The following is a 23,583-nucleotide window of genomic DNA, read 5'->3' as shown; positions in this document are numbered from 1 at the left end:
GGGTGATGGTCGGCACCTCGGGACCCTCATCAAAAAGTCGTGTGGCACCCTGGCCGATGTTCGGAACTGGTCGGGCAGGTGGCGGGGGCGTTCCGCGATGAGCGTTGACGGGTGGGACAAGTCACTCGGTGACGGCGAGGCCGGACTCGGTGACCCGCCGCAGGTGCCGGGCCAGGGCGGTCCGGCGGATCCCCCACGCGGTGCCGGCCCCGCGGAGGGAAGCGTTCCTGCACAGCGCGAGCGCCACGACGACGGGGTGCTGCCCCCGCCCCGCGAGACGCCGGCCTCCGACGCCGAGCTGATCGGGCTGATGCGCTCGGGCGACGACACGGCGTACGAGGAGCTGTACCGGCGCCATGCCGACGCCGTGCGCCGGTACGCGCGGACGTGCTGCCGCGACGCCCACACGGCGGACGACCTGACCGCCGAGGTGTTCGCCGGGATGCTCCAGGCGGTGCGGCGGGGCTCCGGCCCCGAGCACGCCGTCCGCGCCTACCTGCTCACCTCGGTCCGGCGGGTCGCGGCGGGCTGGGTGCGGTCGGCCAAGCGCGAGCAACTGGTCGACGACTTCGCGGTGTTCGCGGCGCAGTCCTCGCGCGGCGCCTCGGTGCCGGACGACGACACGCTCGAACTGGGCGCCGACGTGCGGGCCATGCACGAGGCCGAGCAGTCGATGGCCATGCGGGCCTTCCGCTCGCTGCCCGAGCGGTGGCAGGCGGTGCTGTGGCACACCGAGGTGGAGGACGAGTCGCCGAGCGAGGTGGCCGTCCTCTTCGGGCTGGACGCCAACGGCACGCGCGTGCTGGCCAGCCGCGCCCGGGAGGGGCTGAAGCAGGCGTACCTCCAGGCGCACGTCAGCGACGCCCTCGCGGGGGACGCGCAGTGCGCGCGCTACGCGGACCAGTTGGGCACCTACGCGCGCGGGCGGCTGCGCACGCGGGCCGAGCGGGGGCTGCGCAAGCACCTGGAGGAGTGCGCCCGGTGCCGGGTCGCCGCCGGCCAGATCCAGGAAGTGGCGAGCGGCATCCCGGCCGTGGTCCCGCTCGCGGTCATCGGCTGGTTCGGCGCCGCCGGGTACGCCAAGGCGGCCGGGCTCATCGCGGGCGGCGCGGGGGCTGGGGCGGCCGGTGCCGCCGGTGCGGCGGCCGCGGCCAACGGCGGTGCCTCGGGCGGGGCCGGCGCGGGGGCGGCCTCCGAGGGCATCGGGGCGCCGCTGAAGGCGGGCATCGCGGCCGGCGTGGTCGCGGTCGGCGTGGCGGCGGCCCTGGTCCTCGCCCTCGCCGGCAACGACACCCCCGCCCGGCGGCCGGCCGAGGCGGCACCGCCCCCCTCGGCCCCCGCGGCCCACCCCACCCCGGAACCCCCCGCGCCGCGGCCGGCCGACCCCCCGCCCCCGCCGGCCCCCGCCCCCACGCCGACGCCCACTCCCCCGCCGACGCCGACCCCGACGCCCACGCCCACTCCCACCCCGACGCCCACGCCGTCGCCCACCCCGACGCCGAGCCCCACGCCCACGCCGACCCCCTCGCCGACGCCGACCCCGACACCCACGCCGCCGCCCCCGCCCCCCGCTCCGGAGGTCTACCAGTGGAACGAGCTGGCGTACGACCTCACGGGTGACGGCACGGGCCCGGAGATGCGCCTTAGCGGCAGCAGTTGGGCCTGGCAGCGCACGGGACTGTGGATCGGCGGGGCGCAGCACGCGCACGGCGTCACGGTGCACGGCCGGTCCTCCGTCACGATCGACCTCAACCGCGCCTGCTCCTCCTACGACGCGCTGGTGGGCGTCGACGACCTGACGAGCCTCGGCAAGGTGCGCTTCTCCGTCCACGCGGACGGCGTCCGGCTGTGGAACTCCGGCATGGTCAAGGGCGGCGACCGGGCGATCCCCGTCCACGTGAACCTCACGGGGCGCGAGACCGTACGCCTGGTGGTCGAACCGCACAGGCCCTTCGACTCGGTCGCGCTGGCGGACTGGGCGCAGTCGCGCTTCACCTGCGGGTAGGCGCACCCGCGCAGGTCACCAGCGCCCCCGCACCGGCACCGGCACCGGCCGGCGCGGGGGCCGGGAGGGACCGCGTCACACCCACCGCGGGGCCGGGGCCCGGGCCGGGGAGGCGGCGCCTCTCACACCCGCCGTACCACGGCGCCCGCGCCGCCCAGCGCCCCGCGCTGCGGCACGATCCCGGCGGGGACCGCGCGCTGCCGGGCCGGCGTGCCCGTCCAGCAGGTCCCGCGCCGGGCGAGCAGCCGCCCGAGCCACAGTTCCAGGGAGACCAGCCCGGCGAGCCCGTCCAGCGGCAGCGGCTCCCCCTCGGCCGCCGCGCGCAGCGCCTTGCGGACGACCCGCGCCTCCACCAGCCCCGCCTGCGCGAGCAGCGGCGTGTCGAAGAGCGCGAGCAGCGAGTCTGCGGCCACCCGCAGCCCGGTCCGCGTGGCCGTGGCCTCCGGCGCCCGGGTCGGCGTGCCCCAGCCGGTGGGCAGCTCGCTCACCCCCGCGCCCTCCAGCACCGAGCGGAGGATCGCCGCCCGCGCCCCGGGCCGCACCCGCAGCGCCTCGGGCAGCGCGCGGCAGGCGCGGACGACCTGGTTGTCGAGGAACGGCGTGTGCAGCCGCTGGAAGCGGACCTCGGCGGCCTGTTCCAGCACCCGCACCTCGGCCGCCCGCCGGGCCAGCGCGGCCCGCGCCCGGAAGTCGCCGGGCCGCTGTCCTGGCCCCACGGCGGACCGCTGGGTCACGGCCTGGAGCCGAACCGATACTTCGGCCAGCGCCTCGCCCGTCAGCCACCGCGCCGCCGGTCCCGGCCCGCCCCAGGTGAGCACCGCGAGGGACGCGTCGACGGCCCCGTCGCCCGGCGGGTCGAAGCGGCGCCGCATGAGCTGTTGGGCGAGGTCGTCGAGGCCGGACCGGTAGGGGGTGCGGGACAGGCGCCGGGCGGCGGCGTAGACGCGGGCGGGGACGAGGACGGACCCGTCGGCGCGGGCGAGGGCGGCGACGGGCCGGACGAGGTGGCGCCGCTTGCGGTCCATCAGCAGGTCGGCGAGGCGGGCCGGGTGGGCGTCGAGCACCTCCCGGGCGCCGTGCCCGGTGAAGTGGTCGGCGCTGCCGGCGGCGAGGCGGGCGCGGTGGCGGGCGGCGGAGACGAGGCAGGCGGCCGGTTCGTCGGTGAGGGGACCGTCGAGGACCGCGAAGGGCAGGACCTCCTCGCCGCCGGTCACCACGACGTGGTGCAGGCGCGGGCCGGCGGCGATCGCCCCCGCGCGCTCCAGTTCGGACTCGCGCCCGCCGACGGCGAGGTCGTTGAAGGTGACGGCGAGCAGCCGTTCCCCCGCGCCGGGGCCGTGTCCGAGGACGGTGCCCGGCATGCCGGGCAGCCCCGCGGCGAGCAGCGCGAGCGTCCCGGAGGCGGGCCCGCCGGACAGGTCGGCGCCGATGCCGGGCACCGGCATGCCGCGGGCGGCCCGCCGTTCCGCGGGGCCCATGCCGGGGACGGGGCCGGGGTCGATGCCGTCGCCGGGGACGTGGCGGGGCGCGGCGAGTCGGGTGCGCACGGCCTCGACGAGGGCGTCCCGTACGCCGTCGACGGCGCTGTCGGGGTCGGCGGGCGGGGCGGCGACGGCGAGCGAGGCGACCGGTTCGTATCCGGCGATCTCGCGCGCCCCGGCGCGCAGGATGAGCGCGTGCCCCGGCGGAACACGCTTCACGCCGTCGTACGGCGTGGAGTCGTCGAGCGCGGCGGGCACGTCGGGGGCGGCCAGGAGCGCGGCGAGGTGCCCGAAGTCGAGGTTGGCCTCGACGAGGTCGGCCAGCGGCAGGGCGGCGGTGGCGTAGGCGGTGCCGCCGGCCCAGGGGGTGTGGAAGACCGGCCGCGCGCCGGCGAGGTCGCCGCAGACGGTGACGCGGCGGCCGACCTGGACGACGGCGGTGTAACTGCCGGGCCAGGCGGTCAGATGACGCAGGGCGCCGCCGCGCGCGGCGAAGAGCCCGACGCGCAGTTGTTCGTCGCTGGCGCCGCACAGGCCGAGGACGGCGATGCGGGTCTCGGGGTCGGCGGCGACGACGCGCACCTCGTCGGGGCGCCAGTCGCCGACCGCCCACAGGGGGTCGGGGCCGCCCCAGAGCGGCTGGGAGCCGACGGGCCGCACGCTCTCGCCGTCGTGTCCCGCGTACGCCTCGTGCGCGTCGGGTCCGGCGCTCCCCGTGGGGCGGGCGCCGGCCGCGCCGGGGGCTCCCACGGCGGTGCTGCTCCACCCCACCAACCACCGCATCGACGCCTCCACAGGCTGGGGACCACCAGGCACGGTAAGAACCGGGTCCCCATGCTGCCATGAAGGGCGTGCCACGGAGCGGCGGCGGAGCCGTCCGCGCTCCCGCGAACACGCCCCCGCGGCTCCCCGCGCGGGGGCGTCGGTCCGCCGTTCGCGCCTGCCGGTCAGGTCACGGCGACGCGGTCGAGGCGGTGCGAGGACGACGCGAATGCGCCCCCATAATGCGCCCCTTGGCTACCCAAAGCGCCCTCAACTTCCGTGGTGGGAACGCCACGAGCCCGAAAATCATAGGATCGATTTTCGGCCAATTACCTGATGTTCTCCCGGCGTTGACCACGCTCCGTGCAGGTTCTGCGCAGTGCCCCGCGGGGCGCGGTCCGGGAGGCGGGACGCGCCCCCCGGACCGGTCCGCCGCCCGCGGGGATGTAGACGGCGGTGTCCCCCAGCCCACTGTCCTGGACAGCGGGCCGACCCACGCACCGCCATGGAACCGCTCCCGGCGCCGGCCGCAGAAGAGCGCACGGACGGGCGCACGGCCACACACCGGGAGCACACGGCCACAGTCCGTACAGACGCCGCACTTCCGTACGGACCACAATCCCGCCATCCGGAAGAATGCCCCTTAACGCTTGGGATGCGGCGAACTACGCTGGGTTTACGAATGCCGCGGGGTTATGCCAGCGCGGCAGCCGTCTGTGTCGAGGGGTGGCGCATGTCCAGGGAGCAACGCGGGCCGAACGAAAAGCTCGGCGCCGTTCTCGCCCTCGCGGGAATCAGCAACGCGGGTCTCGCCCGCCGCGTCAACGACCTCGGCGCCCAGCGCGGGTTGACGCTTCGCTACGACAAGACGTCGGTGGCGCGCTGGGTGTCGAAGGGCATGGTGCCGCAGGGCGCCGCCCCGCACCTCATCGCCGCCGCCATCGGCCAGAAGCTCGGGCGACCCGTGCCGTTGCACGAGATCGGCCTCGCGGACGCGGACCCGGCCCCCGAGGTCGGCCTCGCCTTCCCGAGGGACGTGGCGCAGGCGGTGCGGTCGGCGACCGAGCTGTACCGCCTCGACCTCGCCGGACGCCGGGCCGGCGCGGGCGGCATCTGGCAGTCCCTGGCGGGCTCGTTCGCGGTGAGCGCGTACGCGACCCCCGCCTCGCGCTGGCTGATAACCCCGGCCGACAGTTCGGTGGCGCGCGACGTGGGCCCGGCCGAGGGCTCCGGCGCACCCCTGAAGGTCGGCCACAGCGATGTGCGCAAACTCCGGGAGGCCGCCGAGGACGCCCGCCGCTGGGACTCCAAGTACGGCGGCGGCGACTGGCGTTCCTCGATGGTGCCCGAGTGCTTACGGGTCGAGGCGGCGCCGCTGCTGCTCGGCGCCTACTCCGACGAGGTCGGCCGCGCGCTGTTCGGCGCCTCGGCCGAACTGACCCGCCTGGCCGGCTGGATGGCCTTCGACACCGGCCAGCAGGAGGCCGCCCAGCGGTACTACATCCAGGCGCTGCGGCTGGCCCGCGCGGCGGCCGACGTGCCCCTCGGCGGGTACGTGCTCGCCTCCATGTCGCTCCAGGCGACCTACCGGGGCTTCGGGGACGAGGGCGTGGACCTCGCGCAGGCCGCGCTCGAACGCAACCGCGGTCTGGCCACCGCCCGCACCATGAGCTTCTTCCGCCTGGTCGAGGCGCGGGCCCACGCCCGCGCCGGGGACGCCGCAGCGGCCGGGACGGCGCTGAAGGCGGCGGAGAGCTGGCTGGAGAGGTCCCGCCCCGGCGACAGCGACCCCAGTTGGCTCGGCTTCTACTCCTACGACCGCTTCGCCGCCGACGCCGCCGAGTGCTACCGGGACCTGAAGGCACCCGGCCAGGTCCGCCGCTTCACCGAGCAGGCGCTGTCGAGGCCGACCGAGGAGTTCGTCCGCTCGCACGGGCTCAGACTCGTCGTCTCGGCCGTCGCCGAACTGGAGTCGGGGAACCTGGACGCCGCCTGCGAACAGGGCGTACGAGCGGTCGAGGTGGCCGGGCGCATCTCGTCCGCCCGCACCACCGAGTACGTCAAGGACCTGCTGCACCGGCTGGAGCCCTACGGCGACGAACCGCGCGTGGCCGAACTCCGCGAGCGGGCCCGCCCGCTCCTGGTGACCCCGGCCTGACCCCGCGCCGCCCCTCGGCCGGCCCCTGACCGGGTCGGCCCGCGCCACGGGCCGGTCCGGCCCGGTCCGGTGGGCCGCCGCCCGCACGAGGCGGCCCACCGTGCCCCGCTCCGCCCCGGCCAGGGGCGTGTGGTCCGCCCGCCCCCTTCCCGAGGCCCCACACCGGCGCTCGCTCCGGCGCTCGCCCGTCCCACGTAAAATCGACTCACTGTGTCTGATTCCCACCGCACCCCCGCCCACCGTCCGGCCTCCGCGGCCCCCGCCGCGCCCGCCGGCGGCTCCCTGCGCCACACCCGGGCCAAGGGGGAGCCACGGTTCCCGGACGGTCCGAAGGCCGACCCCGCCGGCTCCCACTTCGAGCGGCGCATCCGGAGCTTCCAGCCCCGCCGGAGCCGGGTCACCGCCGGGCAGGCGGACGCCCTCCAGCGGCTCTGGGCGACCTGGGGCCTGGACGTCGACGGGCAGCGGGTCCTCGACCTGCCCGCCCTGTTCGGCAACGACCACCCCGTCGTCCTGGAGATCGGCTTCGGCATGGGCGAGGCCACCGCGCGGATGGCGGCCGCCGACCCGGGGGTCGACATCCTCGCGGTGGACGTGCACACCCCCGGCCAGGGCAACCTGCTCGCCCTCGCCGAACGCGACGGGCTGACCAACGTCCGGGTCGCCAACGGCGACGCGATCATCCTCCTGCGCGAGATGCTCGCCCCGGACTCCCTCGCCGGACTGCGCGTCTACTTCCCCGACCCCTGGCCGAAGAAGCGGCACCACAAGCGGCGCCTGATCCAGCCGGAGTTCCTGACGCTGGCCGCCTCCCGCATGGCCCCCGGCGCCGAACTGCACTGCGCCACCGACTGGGAACCGTACGCGGAGCACATGCTGGAGGTGCTCACCGCGCACCCGGACTTCGAGAACACCCGGGCCGACGGCGGCTTCGCCCCCCGCCCCGCGCACCGGCCGCTGACCCGCTTCGAGGGGCAGGGCCTGGAGAAGGGGCACGTCGTCAACGACCTGGTCTTCCGCCGCGTCCCCCACGCCCGGCCCGAGACGGGCTGACCGCCGACGCGGACCGGCGGCCCGGCGCGGTCGAGGCGCCCCGGGCCGCGTACCGGCGCCGCGCTCAGGCGGAGGCGTCCGTCAGCTTGGTGATCTCCTCCGGCGTGAGGCTCAGTTCCGCCACGCCGAGCAGCGCCGGAAGCTGCTCCACGGTCCGCGCGGAGGCGATCGGCGCGGCGACGGTCGGCTGGGCCGCGAGCCAGGCGAGGGCCACCGTGGCGAGGGGCGCGTCGTGCGCCCCGGCGACCTCGTCGAGCGCCGCGAGGACCCGACGGCCGCGCTCGCTCTCCAGGTGGGCGCCGGCCCGCCCGGCCCGCGGGCTGTCGACCTCCACGCCCGGCCGGTACTTGCCGGTGAGGAAGCCGGCCGCGAGGGCGAAGTAGGGGACGGCGCCGAGTCCGGACCGCTCGGCGAGGTCGCGCAGCGGGCCCTCGTAGGTGTCGCGCGAGACCAGGTTGTAGTGGGGCTGGAGGGCGACGTAGCGGGCGAGTCCCTCGCGCTCGGAGAACTCCAGGGACCTCGCGAGCCGCTCCGGCGAGATGTTGGAGGCGGCGATGTACCGGACCTTGCCGGCCGTCACCAGTTCGTCGAGGGCGCCGATGATCTCCTCGACCGGTACCTCGGGCTGGTCGAAGTGGGTGTAGTAGAGGTCGATGTGGTCGGTGCCCAGGCGGCGCAGCGAGGCGTCGGCGGCGGCCTTGATGGTGCCGGCGGACAGGCCCCGGTACTCCGGGTGCTGGCTGACCTTGGTGGCGATCACGATGTCGTCGCGGTTGCCGCGCGCGGCGAGCCACTCGCCGATGACGGTCTCGGACTCGCCGCCGGAGTTGCCCTCCACCCAGGCGGAGTAGGAGTCGGCGCTGTCGAGGAAGTTGCCGCCGGCAGCCGCGTAGGCGTCGAGGACGGCGAAGGAGCGGTCGCGGTCGGCGGTCCACCCGAAGACGTTGCCGCCGAGGGCGAGCGGGAAGACCTGGAGACCGGAGGAGCCGAGAGGGCGCGGATACGTCATGTCGTACGTCAACGCCCGCGCCGGACGCGGTCATTCCGTGGGTGGGCCGTTCGGCGGGGCGGCCCGCGCGCCGGAAGCCGGCAGCCCTGGCGTCGGGGGGTTGGCCGCCAGGACCGCCGGGGTCCTCCAGGGGGTCGCCGCGGTCACCGCGCGGGGCGGGGCCACGGGGGTCTCGCGTCGAGGTGGGCGGGGCCCGCCACCGGGCCGGCGCGGGGTGCCGCGCCGGCTGCCCGGCCCGGGGTGCCGGATGCCGGGCGCTCGGGGCGCCGGATGCCTCAGATGCCGAGGCCCTTGCCCCGCAGCCACGCCGTCGGGTCGACACCGCTGTCGGCGCCACCGGGGTGGACCTCGAAGTGCAGGTGGGGGCCGGTCACGTTGCCGGTGGCACCCACGCGGCCGATGACGTCACCGGTGTTGACCTGCTGGCCCACGCTGACGTTGATCGACGACTGGTGCGCGTACCACAGCTCGGTGCCGTCCTCCAGGGTGAGGATCGTGCGGTAGCCGTAGGAGCCCGCCCAGCCGGCCTCGGTGATCGTGCCGGTGTGCACGGCCTTGATCAGGGTGCCGGTGGGGGCGGCGAAGTCGAGCCCGGTGTGGTAGCCGGAGGACCACATGGAGCCGGACTGCCCGAAGGTCGAGGTGATCGTGTAGGCGGAGGTCGGCAGCGCGTACTGCCGGGCCAGCTCGGCCAGGCGCTCGGCCTCGGCCTTCCTGCGGGCCTCCTCCTCCGCCTTCTCCTTGGCGGCGGCGGCCTTGGCCCTGGCCTCCTTCTCCGCCTTGGCGGCGGCCTCGACGGCCTGCTTCTCCGCGGCGGCGGCGGCCTCGGCGGCGGCCTTGCTCGCCACCTGGTCCTGCTGCTGCTCGGCCTGGGCCATGATCCGGGCCCGCAGCGCCTCACCGGCGTCGCCGGCGCCCTCGTCGGTGTCGCCGGTGGAGGCGCCGATACCGCTGAGCGGGGTGCTGGAGCCCTCGGGCTCCGGCTCGGGGGTGGAGATCAGCGAGCCGACCGAGGGGAGGTCGGGCAAGGAGATCGAGACGGGCGACTTGCCGGGGGCGGCGGTGGCCATGCCGCCCGCGCCGACGGCCGCGATGACGCCGACGCCGAGGACCGTGGAGCTGCGGGCGAGCCCGCCGCGCTGCTTGGCGACGCGGTGCCTGCCCCGGACGGGCCGGACGGTGTCGGCGGTGGGGTTCCACTCCTCGAAGGGGCCGTCGTCGGGGTGGGGACCGCCGTAGACGAAGGTGTCGCCGTCGTACCCGCCGGGTACGGACGGAGCCTCGGGGGCGGGCCGGTTGGACGCCACGTGGGCGCGCTCCTTTCCTTCCTTCCGCCTACCGGGTTAGCTGACGGGTTCGGAGCAGGAAGGTCTCCTACGCGCGTATACCGGCCGCGTCTCCACGGCGGCACACACACGATTCACCCCAATGTGGTGGTTCCCCGGTTCCCTCGCGGGATTCGGCGCGTGCGCGCGGAGCCGCCTTCTGTGACGGCTGGGACGACCGCGCTGCGTTATCGAACGTTAATAGACACCGGGCAGGGAATCCAAGCCGTTCCTCTTGATCATTAACGGTCCCGGCACGGACTTAGGCCCCACGACCGGTGAAAACCGGGCGAGTTGACCCGCCTCTGGTGGAGCGCCTCACACCACGATTTTCTGATGGTGTGTCAGTTGTTATGCGCAGGGCGGTCGTCCGGTCACGGATCGTGACGGCGGGTCCCGGACGCGGGGCTCACGGGGTGCGGCGGATCAGGGGCGGCGGAGGGCGAGCAGCGCCATGTCGTCGGCCATACCGTCCCCGGAGTAGCGGCGTACGTCCTCGGCGAGGGTGTCCAGCAACTCCGCCGGATGCCGGAAGGAACGGCCGGCGAGGTAGGCGTACGGGTCGTAGAACTCCCCCCGTTCGTCGCGGGCCTCGGTCAGTCCGTCGGTGTAGAGGAGGAGGGTGGCGCCGCCGGGGAAGCAGGACTCCTCGGCGCGGTCGGGCCAGACGCCGAGGTCGCCCATGCCGAGCGGCAGGGCCGGTTCGCGCACGGGCACCTGGCCGAGGGTGCCGTCGGCGTACAGCAACAGGGGCGGCGGATGGCCCCGGTTGACGATGCGGACGGTGCCGTCGCCGTGCGGGAGTTCGGCGAGGACGGCAGTGGTGAACCCCTCGAAGGCGTCCAGCCCCTCGCGCCGGGTGCCCTCGCGGGCGAGCGCCCGTTCCAGCCGCTGCGCGACCGCCTCCAGCGTGGCCTCCTGCTCGGCGGCCTCGCGGAAGGCGCCGATCACGACGGCGACGGCCGCGACCGCGCCCATGCCCTTGCCACGGACGTCCCCGACGATGACCCGGACGCCCCGGGCGCTGTCCTGCACGGCGTAGAGGTCGCCGCCTATGAAGGCGTCGGCCTGGGCGGCCTCGTAACGGGCGGCGATCTCGAAGCCGCCGATGCGTTCGGCGGGGGCGGGCAGCACCGCGCGCTGGGCGGCCTCGGCGATCTCGCGGGCGGAGGCAAGGCGTTCGTCGGTGCGGCGGACGAAGGCGTTGAAGAGGATGGCGAGCGCGGCGACGGTGGCGATGGTGGCCAGTTCGGTCAGGGAGTCGACGTAGTAGAGGACACCCTTGCCGCTCTGGAGCGCGAGGACGGAGACGACCGAGGCGGCGCTGGTGAGCACGGTGCCGCGCCGCGAGTAGACCGGCGCGGCGACCAGCGGGGCGGCCGTGTAGAGCGGCCCCGCGGTGAAGGAGCGGGGGGTGAACAGGTCGTAGAGGACGGCGACGACGAGGATCAGGACGGGGAGCACGCGGACGAGGGTGCGGCGCCCGCCGCGCCCGGGCGGGCGCACGGGGGACCGGGTCGCGTCGCCGAGGCCCGGGTCGGGCACGGGGTCGCCGGGGAGCCTGCCGCCGGCCCTGGCGAACGCTCCCTCGTCGTCCACGTCACCTGGCCGCACCACTCGTCTCCCGCCACCCCGCTGCCGTGCCGCTTGCCGTCCCGACGTCCAGGTTCGCGGGAGCGGGGAGGGGCGGCGAGCGGTACGGGGCCGATCGGATGACGGAACGGGGGGCGCCGCGAGCAGGGCGGCGACGGGGCGGGCACGGCGGCGGGGCGGGCGCGACGGCGACGGCCGAGCAGCGCCGGAGGCCGGTGAGCACGCGCGGCAGGGGACGTCGACGATCACGCCGGACGTCACCGACAACACACCGGAGGCCGGAATCCTCAAGGATTCCGGCCTCCGGCCTTCAGTAGCGGGGACAGGATTTGAACCTGCGACCTCTGGGTTATGAGCCCAGCGAGCTACCGAGCTGCTCCACCCCGCGTCGTTGTGTCTCCAGTGTACGTCATCCCGGGGGCCCGGCGCACATCTGTTTCCCCAGGCGCCCCGGCGGGCGTCTCAGCCGGTCAGGTGGCGGTTCGGCGCGGTGGCCCGTTCCTCGTACTCGGGCAGGACGACGACGGTGGCGCCCTTGGCGGCGAGCACCCCGCTGCCGTCCGCGTCCGCCACGAAGGTGTCCGGCTCGCGCCAGGCGGTGACCACCCGGCGCACCCCGGCGTCGAGGATCAGCCGGGCGCAGGGCGCGGGCCGGGAGGCGCGGCGGGCGCACGGCTCCAGGCTGCTGTAGACGGTGGCGGTGGCGAGCCGGGGGTCGGCGGGGTCGGTCTTGGCGAGGGCGGCCTCCTCGGCGTGGGCGACCGGGTCGTCGCCCTCCCGGGAGTGGCCCCGGGCGAGTTCGGTGCCGTCCTCGGCGACGACGACCGCGCCCACGCTGAACGCGGTCCGCGAGGGCGGGCACAGCTCGGCCAGTTCGCAGGCGAGCGCCAGCCAGTGCCGGTCGGCGGCGGTGACGGCGGGGCCGGTGCCGGGGGCGGTGGGCAGGTAGCGGGTGAGGACGACGTCCTCGATGCGCCGCGTCTCCACCAGCCGCAGCCGCCCGGCCTGGTAGGCGCCGGGCCCGAACATGCGGGGCGCCCGCGGGTCCCCCACGAGCAACGGGGCGAGGACGAGCTGGAGTTCGTCGGCCAGTGCCTGTTGCAGCAACTGGGTGTGGACGGTGCCGCCGCCCTCCACCATGAGCCGTTCGACGCCGAGCGCGTCATGCAGGTGCTCCAGCGCGGCCCGCCAGTCGATCCGGTCGCCGAGCGGCACGATGTCGGCGGCGATGCCGAGCGCGCGGGCCCGCCGGGCGCCCTCGTCGGTGGTCAGCAGGGCCTTGGCTCCGCCGGTGTGCCAGAAGGGCGCCGCCGGGTCCAGTTCCCCGGACCCGCTCACCGTGACCTTCAGCGGGTACTCCGGCCGCCCCGAGGCGACCCGCGCGGCCCGCCGCGCGGCCGCGTGGACGAGCAGCCGCGGATTGTCGGCCCGGATCGTCCCGGCCCCGATCAACACCGCGTCCACGGACGCCCGTACCTCGTCGACCCGGTCGAAATCCGCCGGCCCCGACAGCAGCAGCCGCTCGGGCCCGGTGTCGTCGAGATACCCGTCGAGGGAGACGGCGGCGGAGAGCAGGACGTAGGGAAGAGGCATCGGCACTCCGGCTGGACGGACGAACAGGCTGACCACGGTGACGGCACGGAAACACACCGCCCCACGAGGACCGCGCCGCCTCCCCCTCCACCACCCGCCGCGGACGGCGCCGAGTGCCCGTGCTCAGAACGACTGGTGACACACGTCAAGGGCCGGTACGGGGAACGCCTCTCACGGAAGCGCCCTGACCAGTCGGGCCGGCCGGGGCGCTTCGCGGGCAGGTCGGAGTCCATGCGCTCCGCCTGCGGCCGTAGGCCCTGTGGGACTCGAACCCACAACCAATGGATTAAAAGTCCACTGCTCTGCCAATTGAGCTAAGGGCCCAGGGGTGGTGCGTGGTGTTGCCTCATTGAGCATAGCTGGACGAGGCCGTGTCTCCGATCGGGTATCCGGGCGGTCGGCGCGTCCGGGACGTCGGCGTTCGTGCTGTTCGGGGCCGTTCCTGGTGGGGGGTGCGGAGGGGGTTCACGGCGTTGACGCCGGGGAGACGCGGGCGAAAAAAGTGACGGGCGTCACAGGCTGGGAATGCGGAAGGGCCCGCACGAGGGGATCGTGCGGGCCCTTGCCGGTGCTCAGGTGCCGTCAGCCGCTGCGCTTCCAGCGCGGCTTGTCGTCGCGGCGGCCGAAGGAGGAGCCGCGGTGGTCGTCCCGGCGGCCGTACGGGCGGTCGTGGCCGCCGCTGCGGAAGCCGGGGCGGTCGCCCTGGCGGTCGCGGTTGAACGGACGGTCGCTGCCACGGTGGCCGCCCCGGTCGTCCCGGCGGAAACCGCCGCGGTCGTCGCGCCGGTCGTCCCGACGCTCGAAGGAACGCCCACCCCGGTCGCCCCGGTCACCCCGGTCGCCCCGGTCGTCACGGCGGAAACCGCCACGGTCCCGGTCCCGGTCGCGGTTGAAGCCACCCCGGTCGTCACGACGCTCGTACGAACGACCGCCCCGGTCACCCCGGTCACTCCGGTCGTCACGGCGGAAACCGCCGCGGTCGTCGCGCCGGTCGTCCCGACGCTCGAAGGAACGCCCACCCCGGTCGCCCCGGTCACCCCGGTCGCCCCGGTCGCCCCGGTCGCCCCGGTCGTCACGGCGGAAACCGCCACGGTCCCGGTCCCGGTCCCGGTTGAAGCCACCCCGGTCGTCACGACGCTCGTACGAACGACCGCCCCGGTCACCCCGGTCACTCCGGTCGTCACGGCGGAACTCGTCCCGCTCGCCCGGCTGTTCCGGCAGGGTGATCTCCGGCTCGGCCACGGCCGCCGCCACCTCGGCGATGACCGTCTCCACGTCCTCGCCGCGCTCGCGCGCGACGCGGGCCACCAGCCGGTCCGCCTCCTCGCGCAGTTCGGTCGCGCGCCGCTGGGCCCGCTCCAGTTCCTTGGTGAGCTGGGCGACCTCCCGCTCGGCCTGCTGGGCCGCGTTGCCCGCGGACTCGGCCTGGACCTCGGTCATCGACCGGGCGCCGGTGATCTCGGCGACCTCCGGGTCGAAGGCCGCGCCGCCCTGGATGATGTGGCGCGTGGCGTCGACGCCCGCGTCCTCCATCAGCCGGAAGATCTGGCGCCGCTGGTGCGGCAGGGACAGGGACACCACGGTGCCGGTGCGGCCCGCGCGCGCCGTGCGCCCGGCACGGTGCAGGTAGTCCTTGTGGTCGCCGGCCGGGTCGACGTTGAGGACCAGGTCGATGCCGTCGACGTGGATACCGCGGGCGGCGACGTCGGTGGCGACCAGGACGTTGACGTAACCGTCCTTGAAGTCGGCCAGCGTGCGCGTACGGGCGCCCTGGGTCATGCCGCCGTGCAGCGCCTCGGCCTTCGCGCCGGCCTCGCGGAGCTGGTCGGCGACGCGGTCGGCGCCGAGCTGGGTGCGGACGAAGACGATGGTGCGGCCCTTGCGGGAGGCGATGGCCGCGGTGACCGGCGCCTTGTCCTTGGGCTTCACGACCAGGATGTGGTGCGACATGGTCGTCACCGCGCCCTGGGCCGCGTCGACCTCGTGGCTGACCGGGTTGTCGAGGTACCGGTCGACCAGGGTCTTGATCTCGTTCTCCATGGTGGCGGAGAACAGCATCCGCTGGCCGCCCGCCGGCACCTGGTCGAGCAGTTCGGTGACCTCGGGCAGGAAGCCCAGGTCGGACATCTGGTCGGCCTCGTCGAGGACCGCGATCTGCACGTTCTCCAGGGAGCAGGCGCCGCGGTTGATGATGTCGCGCAGACGGCCCGGGGTGGCGACGAGGATGTCGACGCCCTTCTCCAGAGCGTAGATCTGGTTGCCCATGGAGGTGCCGCCGCAGACGACCTTCATGCGCAGGCCGACCACGTCGCCGTAGGGCTGGAGAGCGTCGGCGACCTGCATGGCCAGTTCGCGCGTGGGCGTCAGGATGACGGCGCGCGGCTTGTGCTTCTCGGTGCGGCCGCCGGCCAGCGTGGCCAGGGTCGGCAGACCGAAGGAGAGGGTCTTGCCGGAGCCGGTGCGGCCGCGGCCGAGGATGTCCTTGCCGGCCAGGGCGTCCGGGATGGTCGCGGCCTGGATCGGGAAGGGGGTGGTCACGCCGTTCTGCGCGAGCTTGCGCACGACGCCCTCGGGCAGCCCCAGCTCGGCGAAGGTCGGCTCGGGCTCGCCGGAGTCCGCGGCGGCCTCGTCGGCCTCCACGGTCTCGACGGCGGCCTCGGTGAGGTCGACGTCGGTGACGTCGGTGACGTCGACGTCGGTGACGTCGGTGGCCACGGAAACGCCCTCGGCGTTCTCGGGCACGACGACGTGATCAGCACTGGTGATGGACATGCGAATGCGAAACCTTCCGGAGTCTCGTCGGCACGCGCCCGTCAACTCCGTGAATCGCGATTCGCAATACGACCGCCTCGATGCGGTCCGCCACGGCAAGGGAGAGTACGCGCCACACGGCGCGCTCTGTGGTGGCGCCGGGCAAATGGGATCAAACGATCTACCACCATACGCACCTACCACCCCCTTAGGCAAACCGAGTGGTCGCATGGACCGAGCGGGTGGCCCCACCCGTTTCCCGCGGGCGATCCGGCCCCTTCCGAGGGCCGCGCCGGCCCCTTCCGAGCTGGTGACCCGGCCCTTTTCGCGCGGGCGGCACGGCCTGCCGCGAGCGGGTGATCCCGCCCGTTCCGGTGCGGCGGGTGGGTCCCGTCGCGACCGTGTTCCCCCTCACACCACGCGCGGCGTATCGCAAGAGGCGCCCCACACCCACGAGGCGTATCGCAAGAAGCGCACCACCCCCGGGCACCGCACCCGGCACCACCCCGGGGTACCGCGCCACACCGCGCGAGGCAGCCGGCGGCCCGCACGAGGCGCGCCCCGCCAGGCACCGCGCCCTCCCCACCGGCCCCGGCACCGGCGCCCACCGGCCCCAGTGCCAGCGCCCGCCGGCCCGCCTAGACCGGCACCCCGGCCCGCGGGGCCGGTTCGCGCTGGGCGAGTTGGGTGCCCGGCGGTTCGTGCGCGGACGAGGACGGCTCGGGCGTCGGTTCCGGCGCCGGCGGGTCGGGCGGCTCCGGCGTGGCCGTCGGCTCCGGTTCCGGCGGACGCGGCGGCTCCGGGAGCGTCGTACGGGTGGGGGCCGCTTCACCGGGGCCGCCCTTGGAGGGGGCCGAACCGGAGGGGCCGGCGGTCGGTGCCCCCGAGCGGCCGGCGTCCTCGCCCCCGTCCTCGTCGCGCCCGTCCTTCCCGGCCTTGCCGTCGCCGCCCCCGGCGTCCTTGCCGCGGCCGTGCCCGTCACCGCCGCCGGCCTGGCCGTACCCGGCGGGACCGCCCGGGAGCACCGGGCCCGCCCCGGGCGCGTCGCCGGCCCGCTCACCGGCGGAGTGCGTCGGGCGCGCGCTCCGGCCGGACGCGTCGTCGCCGACGTTGACGCAGCCGGCGGCAGCGGCGACGGCCAGGAAGGTGGCGGTCAGTCGGGCGGGTACGTACAAGGGGCGCACGGGCGGCCACCTCCGGGGGTCAAGGAGTCGCCGTGCCCAACTCCCGTCACCCACAAGAGGACACGCGTCACACCGCCGGGACCGGCGTCCGCGGCCGTCCCGAGGGCGGCTCGGTCACCCGTATCCGAGGTCGTGCAGACGCGCGTCGTCGATGCCGAAGTGGTGCGCGATCTCGTGCACGACCGTGACCTCCGTCTCCGCGACGACGTCCTCGCGCGTCTCGCAGAAGCGCAGCGTCGGCCCCCGGTAGATGGTGATCCGGTCCGGGAGCACCCCCGCGTACCACTCGCCGCGTTCGGTCAGCGGTGTCCCCTCGTAGAGCCCGAGCAGGTCCGGCTCGTCGGCGGGCGGCTCGTCCTCGACGAAGACCGCCACGTTGTCCATGAGCCGTGTCAGCTCCGGGGGGATCCGGTCCAGCGCCTCGGCGACCAGTTCCTCGAACTCCTCGCGCGTCATCTCCAGCACAGACCCATTGTCGGATACGACACATCGGTATGACACTGCCGTCACGACCCGCCCTCGCATATCCGCCCGGGGTCAGGGGCATACGGCCCCAATGGCCCGCGTCCCCGCCGCATTCCCGCACGTCATGGCCGAGGTGATGAACCGCATCCGCCGCGCCCCGCGCATCCTCCCGTTCCGCCGCCGCACCCGGCCGGTCTCCCCGGCGGTGGGTCTCGCGCCCCGTTCCCGGCCGCTGACCCGCGCCCTCGGCATGATCGCCGTCGTCCTGCTCGGCGCCTGGCTGGGCCTGCTGGTGGTGGGCGACGTGCGCGTCCCGGTCGGCCCGATGAACACGACGATGACCCTGCGTCCCTCGCTGGCCGGCGGCACGAAGATCAACGTGTCGCCGCTGGGCGCCCTCCAACTGGACAGCCACGTCGCCCCGGTCCGCCTCGACGTCAACGTGGACCAGCTCGACCCGGCCCGCGCCCAGGCCCTGGTGGACCACCCCGAGCGGCTCTCCGGGCTGCAGGACGAGGTGGCGCGGGACGTCGGGCAGGGCACGCTCGACCTGGCGCTCCGCTCCTGCGTCGCGGTGGTCACCGGCGCCACGGCGCTCGGCCTGGTGGTCTACCGGCGCCCCCGCCGCGCCGCGGCGGCCGGCGGTCTGGCGCTGACGCTGCTCGTCGCCTCCGGCGGCACCGCGTACGCGACCTGGAACCCGGACTCCGTCCTGGAGCCGAAGTTCTCCGGGCTGCTCTCCTCCGCGCCCTCCCTGGTGGGCGACGCGCGCAGCATCGTCACCGAGTTCGACGTGTACCAGCAGGAGCTGGCCCGCCTGGTGACGAACGTGACCAAGCTCTACGACGTCACCTCCACGCTCCCCGCCTACCGGCCCGATCCGAGCACGCTGCGGGTGCTGCACGTGTCCGACATCCACCTCAACCCGGCGAGCTGGAAGATCATCGCCTCGCTGGTGGAGCAGTACGACGTGAACGTGATCGTCGACTCCGGCGACACGATGGACCACGGCACGGCGGCGGAGAACGGCTTCCTGGACCCGGTCAAGGACCTGGGCGCTCCCTATGTATGGGTGCGCGGCAACCACGACTCGATGGTCACCCAGGAGTACCTGAAGGGCCTGAGGAACACGCACGTGCTGGACGACGGCCGGGCCGTGACCGTCGCCGGGCTGCGCTTCGCCGGCATCGGCGATCCCCAGTTCACCCCCGACCGGTCGGCGAAGCCGGGCGCGGAGGCGTCCCAGGAGCTGGCCGGCGCCCGGCTGGCCTCCGCCCTGCGCGACCAGCAGGCCGCCGGCACCCCGGTGGACGTGGCCGTGGTGCACGAACCGTCGGCCGCCCGGGTGGTGGACGGGGACGTGCCGCTGGTGCTGTCGGGCCATCTGCACCGCGAGAGCATGGAGGTCATGAAGTTCGGCACCCGGCTCCGCGTCGAGGGCTCCACCGGCGGCAGCGGGCTGCGGGCGGTGGAGGGCGAGCACCCCGACCCGATCCAGGCGTCGATCCTCTACTTCGACCGGGACACCCGGCGCCTCCAGGCCTGGGACGAGATCAAACTCGGCGGCCTGGGGCTGACGACGGCCGAGGTCAGCCGCCATCTGCCGAAGGAGAACCAGCCCGGGGCGACGCCGTCCCCGACCGGGCCGGACCCGTCGGGGAGCGAAGGCTCCACCACACCCGGCACGCCGACGCCGGACGCCCCGTAAACCGTTTTGGTGATAGGTCCCGCCATCCCCTATGCTTCTCACGTCCCCGACGCGCTGAGAAGCGCCCAGGCGGGCCGATAGCCCTCATCGTCTAGCGGCCTAGGACGCCGCCCTTTCAAGGCGGTAGCACGGGTTCGAATCCCGTTGGGGGCACGCAGTACGGTGTGCGACACTTGCTTTGCCGGTTCGCACCCGCCCACTTGGTCCTGTGGAGCAGTTTGGAGTGCTCGCCACCCTGTCAAGGTGGAGGCCGCGGGTTCAAATCCCGTCAGGACCGCTGAGGTTTCACGTGAAACCTCACGGCTGGGTAGCTCAGTTGGTACGAGCGTCCGCCTGAAAAGCGGAAGGTCGCCGGTTCGACCCCGGCCCCAGCCACAGCAAAGGCCCCGATCCCCGGATCGGGGCCTTGTCGTTGCCTGTTCCGCCGTAGGTCCGGGTCGGTCGCGCTCCCGGTACCCCGGCCCCCGGCCCGGGGTAAAAGCGCTCGCCAGGAATTTCCGGGGGATGAGATCCTGGATTCCGTATGTCTACGCACCCCGCCCCCGCCCTCGGCGCCCTCGCCCCCCGGCTGACCGAGCTGTCCCTGCGCGACGCGCACCGGCTCGGCCGCCGGCTCGAAGGTGCGCGGAAGATCCGTAAGCCGGAGGCCCGCGCCTCCGTCCTCGCCGAGATCGAGGCGGAGGTCGTCAAGGCCGAGCAGCGCATCGGCGAACGGCGCGCCCGCACCCCCGCCGTCAGCTATCCCGAGCAGCTTCCGGTCAGCCAGAAGAAGGACGCCATCGCGGCGGCCATCCGCGACCATCAGGTCGTCATCGTCGCCGGTGAGACCGGGTCCGGTAAGACCACCCAGATCCCCAAGATCTGCGTGGAGCTGGGCCGCGGGCTGCGCGGCATGATCGGCCACACCCAGCCGCGCCGGATCGCGGCGCGCACCGTGGCCGAGCGGGTCGCCGAGGAGCTGGACACCCCGCTCGGCGAGACCGTCGGCTGGAAGGTCCGGTTCACCGACCAGGTCGACCCCGAGGCCACCTTCATCAAGCTGATGACGGACGGCATCCTGCTCGCCGAGATCCAGACCGACCGCGAGCTGCGCGCCTACGACACGATCATCATCGACGAGGCGCACGAGCGGTCCCTCAACATCGACTTCCTGCTGGGCTACCTCGCGCAGCTCCTGCCGAAGCGGCCCGACCTCAAGGTCGTCATCACCTCGGCCACCATCGACCCCGAGCGCTTCTCCCGGCACTTCGGCGACGCCCCGATCATCGAGGTGAGCGGGCGGACGTATCCGGTGGAGGTGCGCTACCGCCCACTGCTGGAGGAGGACGGCGAGGACGCGGACCGGGACCAGATCACGGCGATCACCGAGGCCGTCGACGAGCTGATGGGCGAGGGGCCGGGCGACATCCTGGTCTTCCTCTCCGGCGAGCGGGAGATCCGGGACACCGCCGACGCCCTGGAGAAACGCAAGCAGCCGCGGGGAGCCGGCGCCGACTGGCAGCGCACCGAGATCCTCCCGCTGTACGCCCGGCTCTCCCACGCCGAGCAGCACCGCGTCTTCCAGCGGCACTCCGGGCGCCGGATCGTGCTCGCCACCAACGTCGCCGAGACCTCGCTGACCGTGCCGGGCATCAAGTACGTGATCGACCCCGGCTTCGCGCGGATCTCCCGCTACAGCCACCGCACCAAGGTCCAGCGGCTGCCGATCGAGCCGGTCTCGCAGGCCAGCGCCAACCAGCGCAAGGGCCGCTGCGGACGCACCAGCGACGGCATCTGCATCCGCCTCTACAGCGAGGACGACTTCCTCGCCCGGCCCGAGTTCACCGACGCGGAGATCCTCCGTACCAACCTGGCCTCCGTCATCCTCCAGATGACCGCGGCCGGCCTCGGCGACATCGAGAAGTTCCCCTTCATCGACCCGCCGGACCACCGCAACATCCGCGACGGCGTGCAGCTCCTCCAGGAGCTGGGCGCGCTCGACCCGGCGCGGAAGGACCCGCGCGACCGGCTCACGGAGACCGGCCGCAAACTCGCCCAGCTCCCCGTCGACCCGCGCCTGGCCCGCATGGTGCTGGAGGCCGACAAGAACGGCTGCGTCCGCGAGGTCATGGTCATAGCCGCCGCGCTGTCCATCCAGGACCCGAGGGAGCGCCCGGCGGAGAAGCAGGCCCAGGCCGACCAGCAGCACGCCCGTTTCAAGGACGAGACCAGCGACTTCCTCGCCTACCTCAACCTCTGGCGCTATCTGCGCGAACAGCAGAAGGAGCGCGGCTCCTCCTCCTTCCGCCGGATGTGCAAGCAGGAGTACCTCAACTTCCTGCGGGTCCGCGAGTGGCAGGACATCTACACGCAACTGCGGACGGTCGCCCGGCAGATGGGCATCCACCTCAACGACCAGGACGCGCCCGGCGACCGCGTCCACATCTCCCTGCTGGCCGGGCTCCTCTCCCACGTCGGCATGAAGGACGTGAAGGACGGCGCCAAGAACGAGTACCTGGGCGCCCGCAACGCCAAGTTCGCGGTCTTCCCCGGATCGGCGCTCTTCAAGAAGCCCCCGCGGTTCGTGATGTCCGCCGAACTCGTCGAGACCTCCCGCCTCTGGGCCCGGGTCAACGCGAAGATCGAGCCCGAGTGGGTCGAACCGCTCGCCGGCCACCTCCTCAAGCGCACCTACAGCGAACCGCACTGGGAGAAGGACCAGGCGGCCGTGATGGCGTACGAGAAGGTCACCCTGTACGGCGTGCCGATCGTCGCCCAGCGCAAGGTGAACTACGGGCGGATCGACCCCGAGGTCAGCCGCGACCTGTTCATCCGGCACGCCCTGGTCGAGGGCGACTGGCGCACCCACCACAAGTTCTTCGCCGACAACCGCCGGCTCCTCGGCGAGGTGGAGGAGCTGGAGAACCGCGCCCGGCGCCGGGACATCGTCGTCGACGACGAGACGCTCTTCGACTTCTACGACCAGCGGGTGCCCGAACACGTCGTCTCCGGCGCGCACTTCGACTCCTGGTGGAAGCACAAGCGGCACGAGCAGCCCGACTTCCTCGACTTCGAGCGCGAGATGCTCGTCAACGAGAAGGCGGGCGCGGTCACCAAGGACGCCTACCCGGACTCCTGGCGCCAGGGGCCGCTGACGTTCCGCGTCACCTACCAGTTCGAGCCGGGCGCGGACGCGGACGGCGTCACCGTGCACGTCCCGCTCCAGGTGCTGAACCAGGTCACCGACGAGGGCTTCGACTGGCAGATCCCGGGCCTGCGCGAAGAGGTCGTCACGGAGCTGATCCGCTCCCTGCCCAAGCCGGTCCGCCGCCACTACGTCCCCGCGCCGAACTACGCGAAGGCGTTCCTGGACCGGGCCGTCCCGCTCCAGGAGCCGCTGACGACGACCATGGCCCGCGAACTGCGGCGCATGGTGGGCGTCCCCTTCGAGCCCACCGACTTCGACTGGGCCAAGGTCCCCGACCACCTCAAGATCACGTTCCGGATCGTCGACGAGCGACGCCGCACGCTGGCCGAGGACAAGGACCTGGAGGCACTCCGGCTCCGGCTCCGCCCGAAGGCGCGCAAGGCCCTCTCCCAGGCGGCGGCCGCCACGGCCGAACGCCGGGGCGGGGAGTCCCTGGAGCGCACCGGGCTGACCGACTGGACCATCGGCACGCTGACCCGCGTCTTCGAGACCCGCCGGGCCGGCCAGCCGGTGCGGGCCTACCCGGCGCTGGTCGACGACGGCGACACCGTCTCCGTACGCCTCTTCGACACGGAGGCCGAGCAGGCGCAGGCGATGTGGAAGGGCACGCGCCGGCTGATCCTGCGCAACATTCCGGTCAACCCCGCGAAGTTCGCATCCGAAAAGCTCACCAACCAGCAGAAGCTCGGGCTGTCCGCCAATCCGCACGGTTCCATCCAGGCGCTGTTCGACGACTGCGCGACCGCCGCGGCCGACCGGCTGATCGCCGGCTTCGGCGGTCCGGCCTGGGACGAGGAGTCCTACCGGAAGCTGTACGACCGGGTCCGGGCGGAGATCGTGGACACCACCGTCCAGGCGGTGGACCGGGTCCAGCAGGTGCTGGCCGCCTGGCAGGCGTGCGAACGCCGGCTCAAGTCCGTGCGGAGCCCCGCGCTGCTGCCCAACCTCCAGGACGTACGGGCCCAGCTCGACGCGCTGGTGAAGCCGGGCTTCGTGACGGAGGCGGGGCTCGGGCGGCTGCCGGACCTGATGCGCTATCTGGTCGCCGCGGACCGCCGGCTCCAGCAGATGCCGGCCAACGTCCAGCGGGACACGACCCGGATGGAGAAGGTCCGGGAGATGAGCGACGAGTACGCCTGGCTGCTGGAGCAGATGCCGGCCGGGCGCCCGGTCCCGCGCCAGGTCCTGGACGTGCGCTGGATGATCGAGGAGCTGCGGGTGAGCTACTTCGCCCACGCGCTGGGCACGGCGTACCCGGTCTCCGACAAGCGGATCGTGAAGGCGATCGACGCGCTGGCACCGTGACGAG

Annotated in this window: 13 protein-coding genes, 5 tRNA genes and 1 riboswitch; of the genes, 8 read left to right on the top strand and 10 right to left on the bottom strand. The window is 74.1% G+C overall.

The annotated features are described in order from the left end of the window. The first annotated feature begins 97 nt into the window (after nt 1-97). Complete coding sequence (locus tag VM636_RS16280) at nt 98-2,005, top strand: sigma-70 family RNA polymerase sigma factor (protein WP_338484946.1); 1,908 nt, start codon at nt 98-100, stop codon at nt 2,003-2,005. A gap of 122 nt (nt 2,006-2,127) precedes the next feature. Here VM636_RS16280 and VM636_RS16275 read toward each other — a convergent pair whose 3' ends face one another. After that, complete coding sequence (locus VM636_RS16275; protein ID WP_030422821.1) at nt 2,128-4,269, bottom strand: asparagine synthase-related protein; 2,142 nt, start codon at nt 4,267-4,269, stop codon at nt 2,128-2,130. Nucleotides 4,270-4,981: 712 nt separating this feature from the next. Between VM636_RS16275 and VM636_RS16270 the strand changes: the two genes are divergently transcribed. Continuing rightward, nucleotides 4,982-6,406, top strand: a complete 1,425-nt coding sequence (locus tag VM636_RS16270) for a hypothetical protein (RefSeq protein WP_030422820.1) — start codon at nt 4,982-4,984, stop codon at nt 6,404-6,406. 282 nt (nt 6,407-6,688) lie between these two features. Continuing rightward, nucleotides 6,689-7,459 (top strand): tRNA (guanosine(46)-N7)-methyltransferase TrmB, encoded by a 771-nt coding sequence (gene trmB / locus VM636_RS16265; protein WP_053914691.1) that lies wholly within the window; start codon nt 6,689-6,691, stop codon nt 7,457-7,459. Nucleotides 7,460-7,523: 64 nt separating this feature from the next. On the opposite strand, the gene VM636_RS16260 is transcribed toward trmB, so the two are convergent. From VM636_RS16260 to VM636_RS16220, 9 genes are all read right to left on the bottom strand, one after another. Further along, nucleotides 7,524-8,468 (bottom strand): aldo/keto reductase, encoded by a 945-nt coding sequence (locus VM636_RS16260; RefSeq protein WP_030422818.1) that lies wholly within the window; start codon nt 8,466-8,468, stop codon nt 7,524-7,526. Nucleotides 8,469-8,743: 275 nt separating this feature from the next. After that, complete coding sequence (locus VM636_RS16255; RefSeq protein ID WP_053914685.1) at nt 8,744-9,775, bottom strand: M23 family metallopeptidase; 1,032 nt, start codon at nt 9,773-9,775, stop codon at nt 8,744-8,746. A gap of 10 nt (nt 9,776-9,785) precedes the next feature. Beyond that, nucleotides 9,786-9,943: riboswitch (cyclic di-AMP (ydaO/yuaA leader) on the bottom strand. A gap of 276 nt (nt 9,944-10,219) precedes the next feature. Beyond that, on the bottom strand, nt 10,220-11,392 hold the full coding sequence (locus VM636_RS16250; protein WP_199825520.1) for a PP2C family protein-serine/threonine phosphatase: 1,173 nt from the start codon (nt 11,390-11,392) through the stop codon (nt 10,220-10,222). A 308-nt stretch (nt 11,393-11,700) separates the two neighbouring features. Next, nucleotides 11,701-11,774 (bottom strand) — tRNA-Met (locus tag VM636_RS16245). Nucleotides 11,775-11,848: 74 nt separating this feature from the next. Then, the gene (locus VM636_RS16240) at nt 11,849-12,979 is read right to left on the bottom strand and encodes a dihydrofolate reductase family protein (RefSeq protein ID WP_053914684.1); all 1,131 of its coding nucleotides are present in this window, start codon (nt 12,977-12,979) and stop codon (nt 11,849-11,851) included. Between the two features lie 251 nt (nt 12,980-13,230). Further along, nucleotides 13,231-13,303 (bottom strand) — tRNA-Lys (locus tag VM636_RS16235). 258 nt (nt 13,304-13,561) lie between these two features. Continuing rightward, nucleotides 13,562-15,751 carry a DEAD/DEAH box helicase gene (locus tag VM636_RS16230; protein ID WP_053914683.1) on the bottom strand — a complete coding sequence of 730 codons (2,190 nt, stop codon included), beginning with the start codon at nt 15,749-15,751 and terminating at the stop codon, nt 13,562-13,564. A gap of 617 nt (nt 15,752-16,368) precedes the next feature. After that, nucleotides 16,369-16,914, bottom strand: a complete 546-nt coding sequence (locus VM636_RS16225; RefSeq protein ID WP_030422814.1) for a hypothetical protein — start codon at nt 16,912-16,914, stop codon at nt 16,369-16,371. Nucleotides 16,915-17,028: 114 nt separating this feature from the next. After that, the gene (locus tag VM636_RS16220; protein WP_030422813.1) at nt 17,029-17,379 is read right to left on the bottom strand and encodes a metallopeptidase family protein; all 351 of its coding nucleotides are present in this window, start codon (nt 17,377-17,379) and stop codon (nt 17,029-17,031) included. Nucleotides 17,380-17,470: 91 nt separating this feature from the next. Here VM636_RS16220 and VM636_RS16215 point away from each other — a divergent pair, with 91 nt between their 5' ends. The 5 genes from VM636_RS16215 to hrpA all read left to right on the top strand — a co-directional run bounded on the left by VM636_RS16215 (nt 17,471) and on the right by hrpA (nt 23,579). Beyond that, entirely contained in the window at nt 17,471-19,087 is a 1,617-nt protein-coding gene (locus VM636_RS16215) for a metallophosphoesterase (protein ID WP_053914682.1), read from the top strand. A gap of 80 nt (nt 19,088-19,167) precedes the next feature. Further along, nucleotides 19,168-19,240 (top strand) — tRNA-Glu (locus VM636_RS16210). Nucleotides 19,241-19,289: 49 nt separating this feature from the next. Then, nucleotides 19,290-19,364 (top strand) — tRNA-Asp (locus VM636_RS16205). 24 nt (nt 19,365-19,388) lie between these two features. Beyond that, nucleotides 19,389-19,462, top strand: a tRNA-Phe gene (locus VM636_RS16200). A 148-nt stretch (nt 19,463-19,610) separates the two neighbouring features. Continuing rightward, nucleotides 19,611-23,579 carry an ATP-dependent RNA helicase HrpA gene (hrpA, locus tag VM636_RS16195; RefSeq protein ID WP_053914665.1) on the top strand — a complete coding sequence of 1,323 codons (3,969 nt, stop codon included), beginning with the start codon at nt 19,611-19,613 and terminating at the stop codon, nt 23,577-23,579. The last annotated feature ends 4 nt before the right edge of the window (nt 23,580-23,583 follow it).

The sequence above is a fragment of the Streptomyces sp. SCSIO 75703 genome, from assembly GCF_036607905.1.
Lineage (GTDB): Bacteria > Actinomycetota > Actinomycetes > Streptomycetales > Streptomycetaceae > Streptomyces.
The sequence above is the reverse complement of the archived record's forward strand: the minus strand, read 5'-3'. Positions and strand labels throughout refer to the sequence as shown.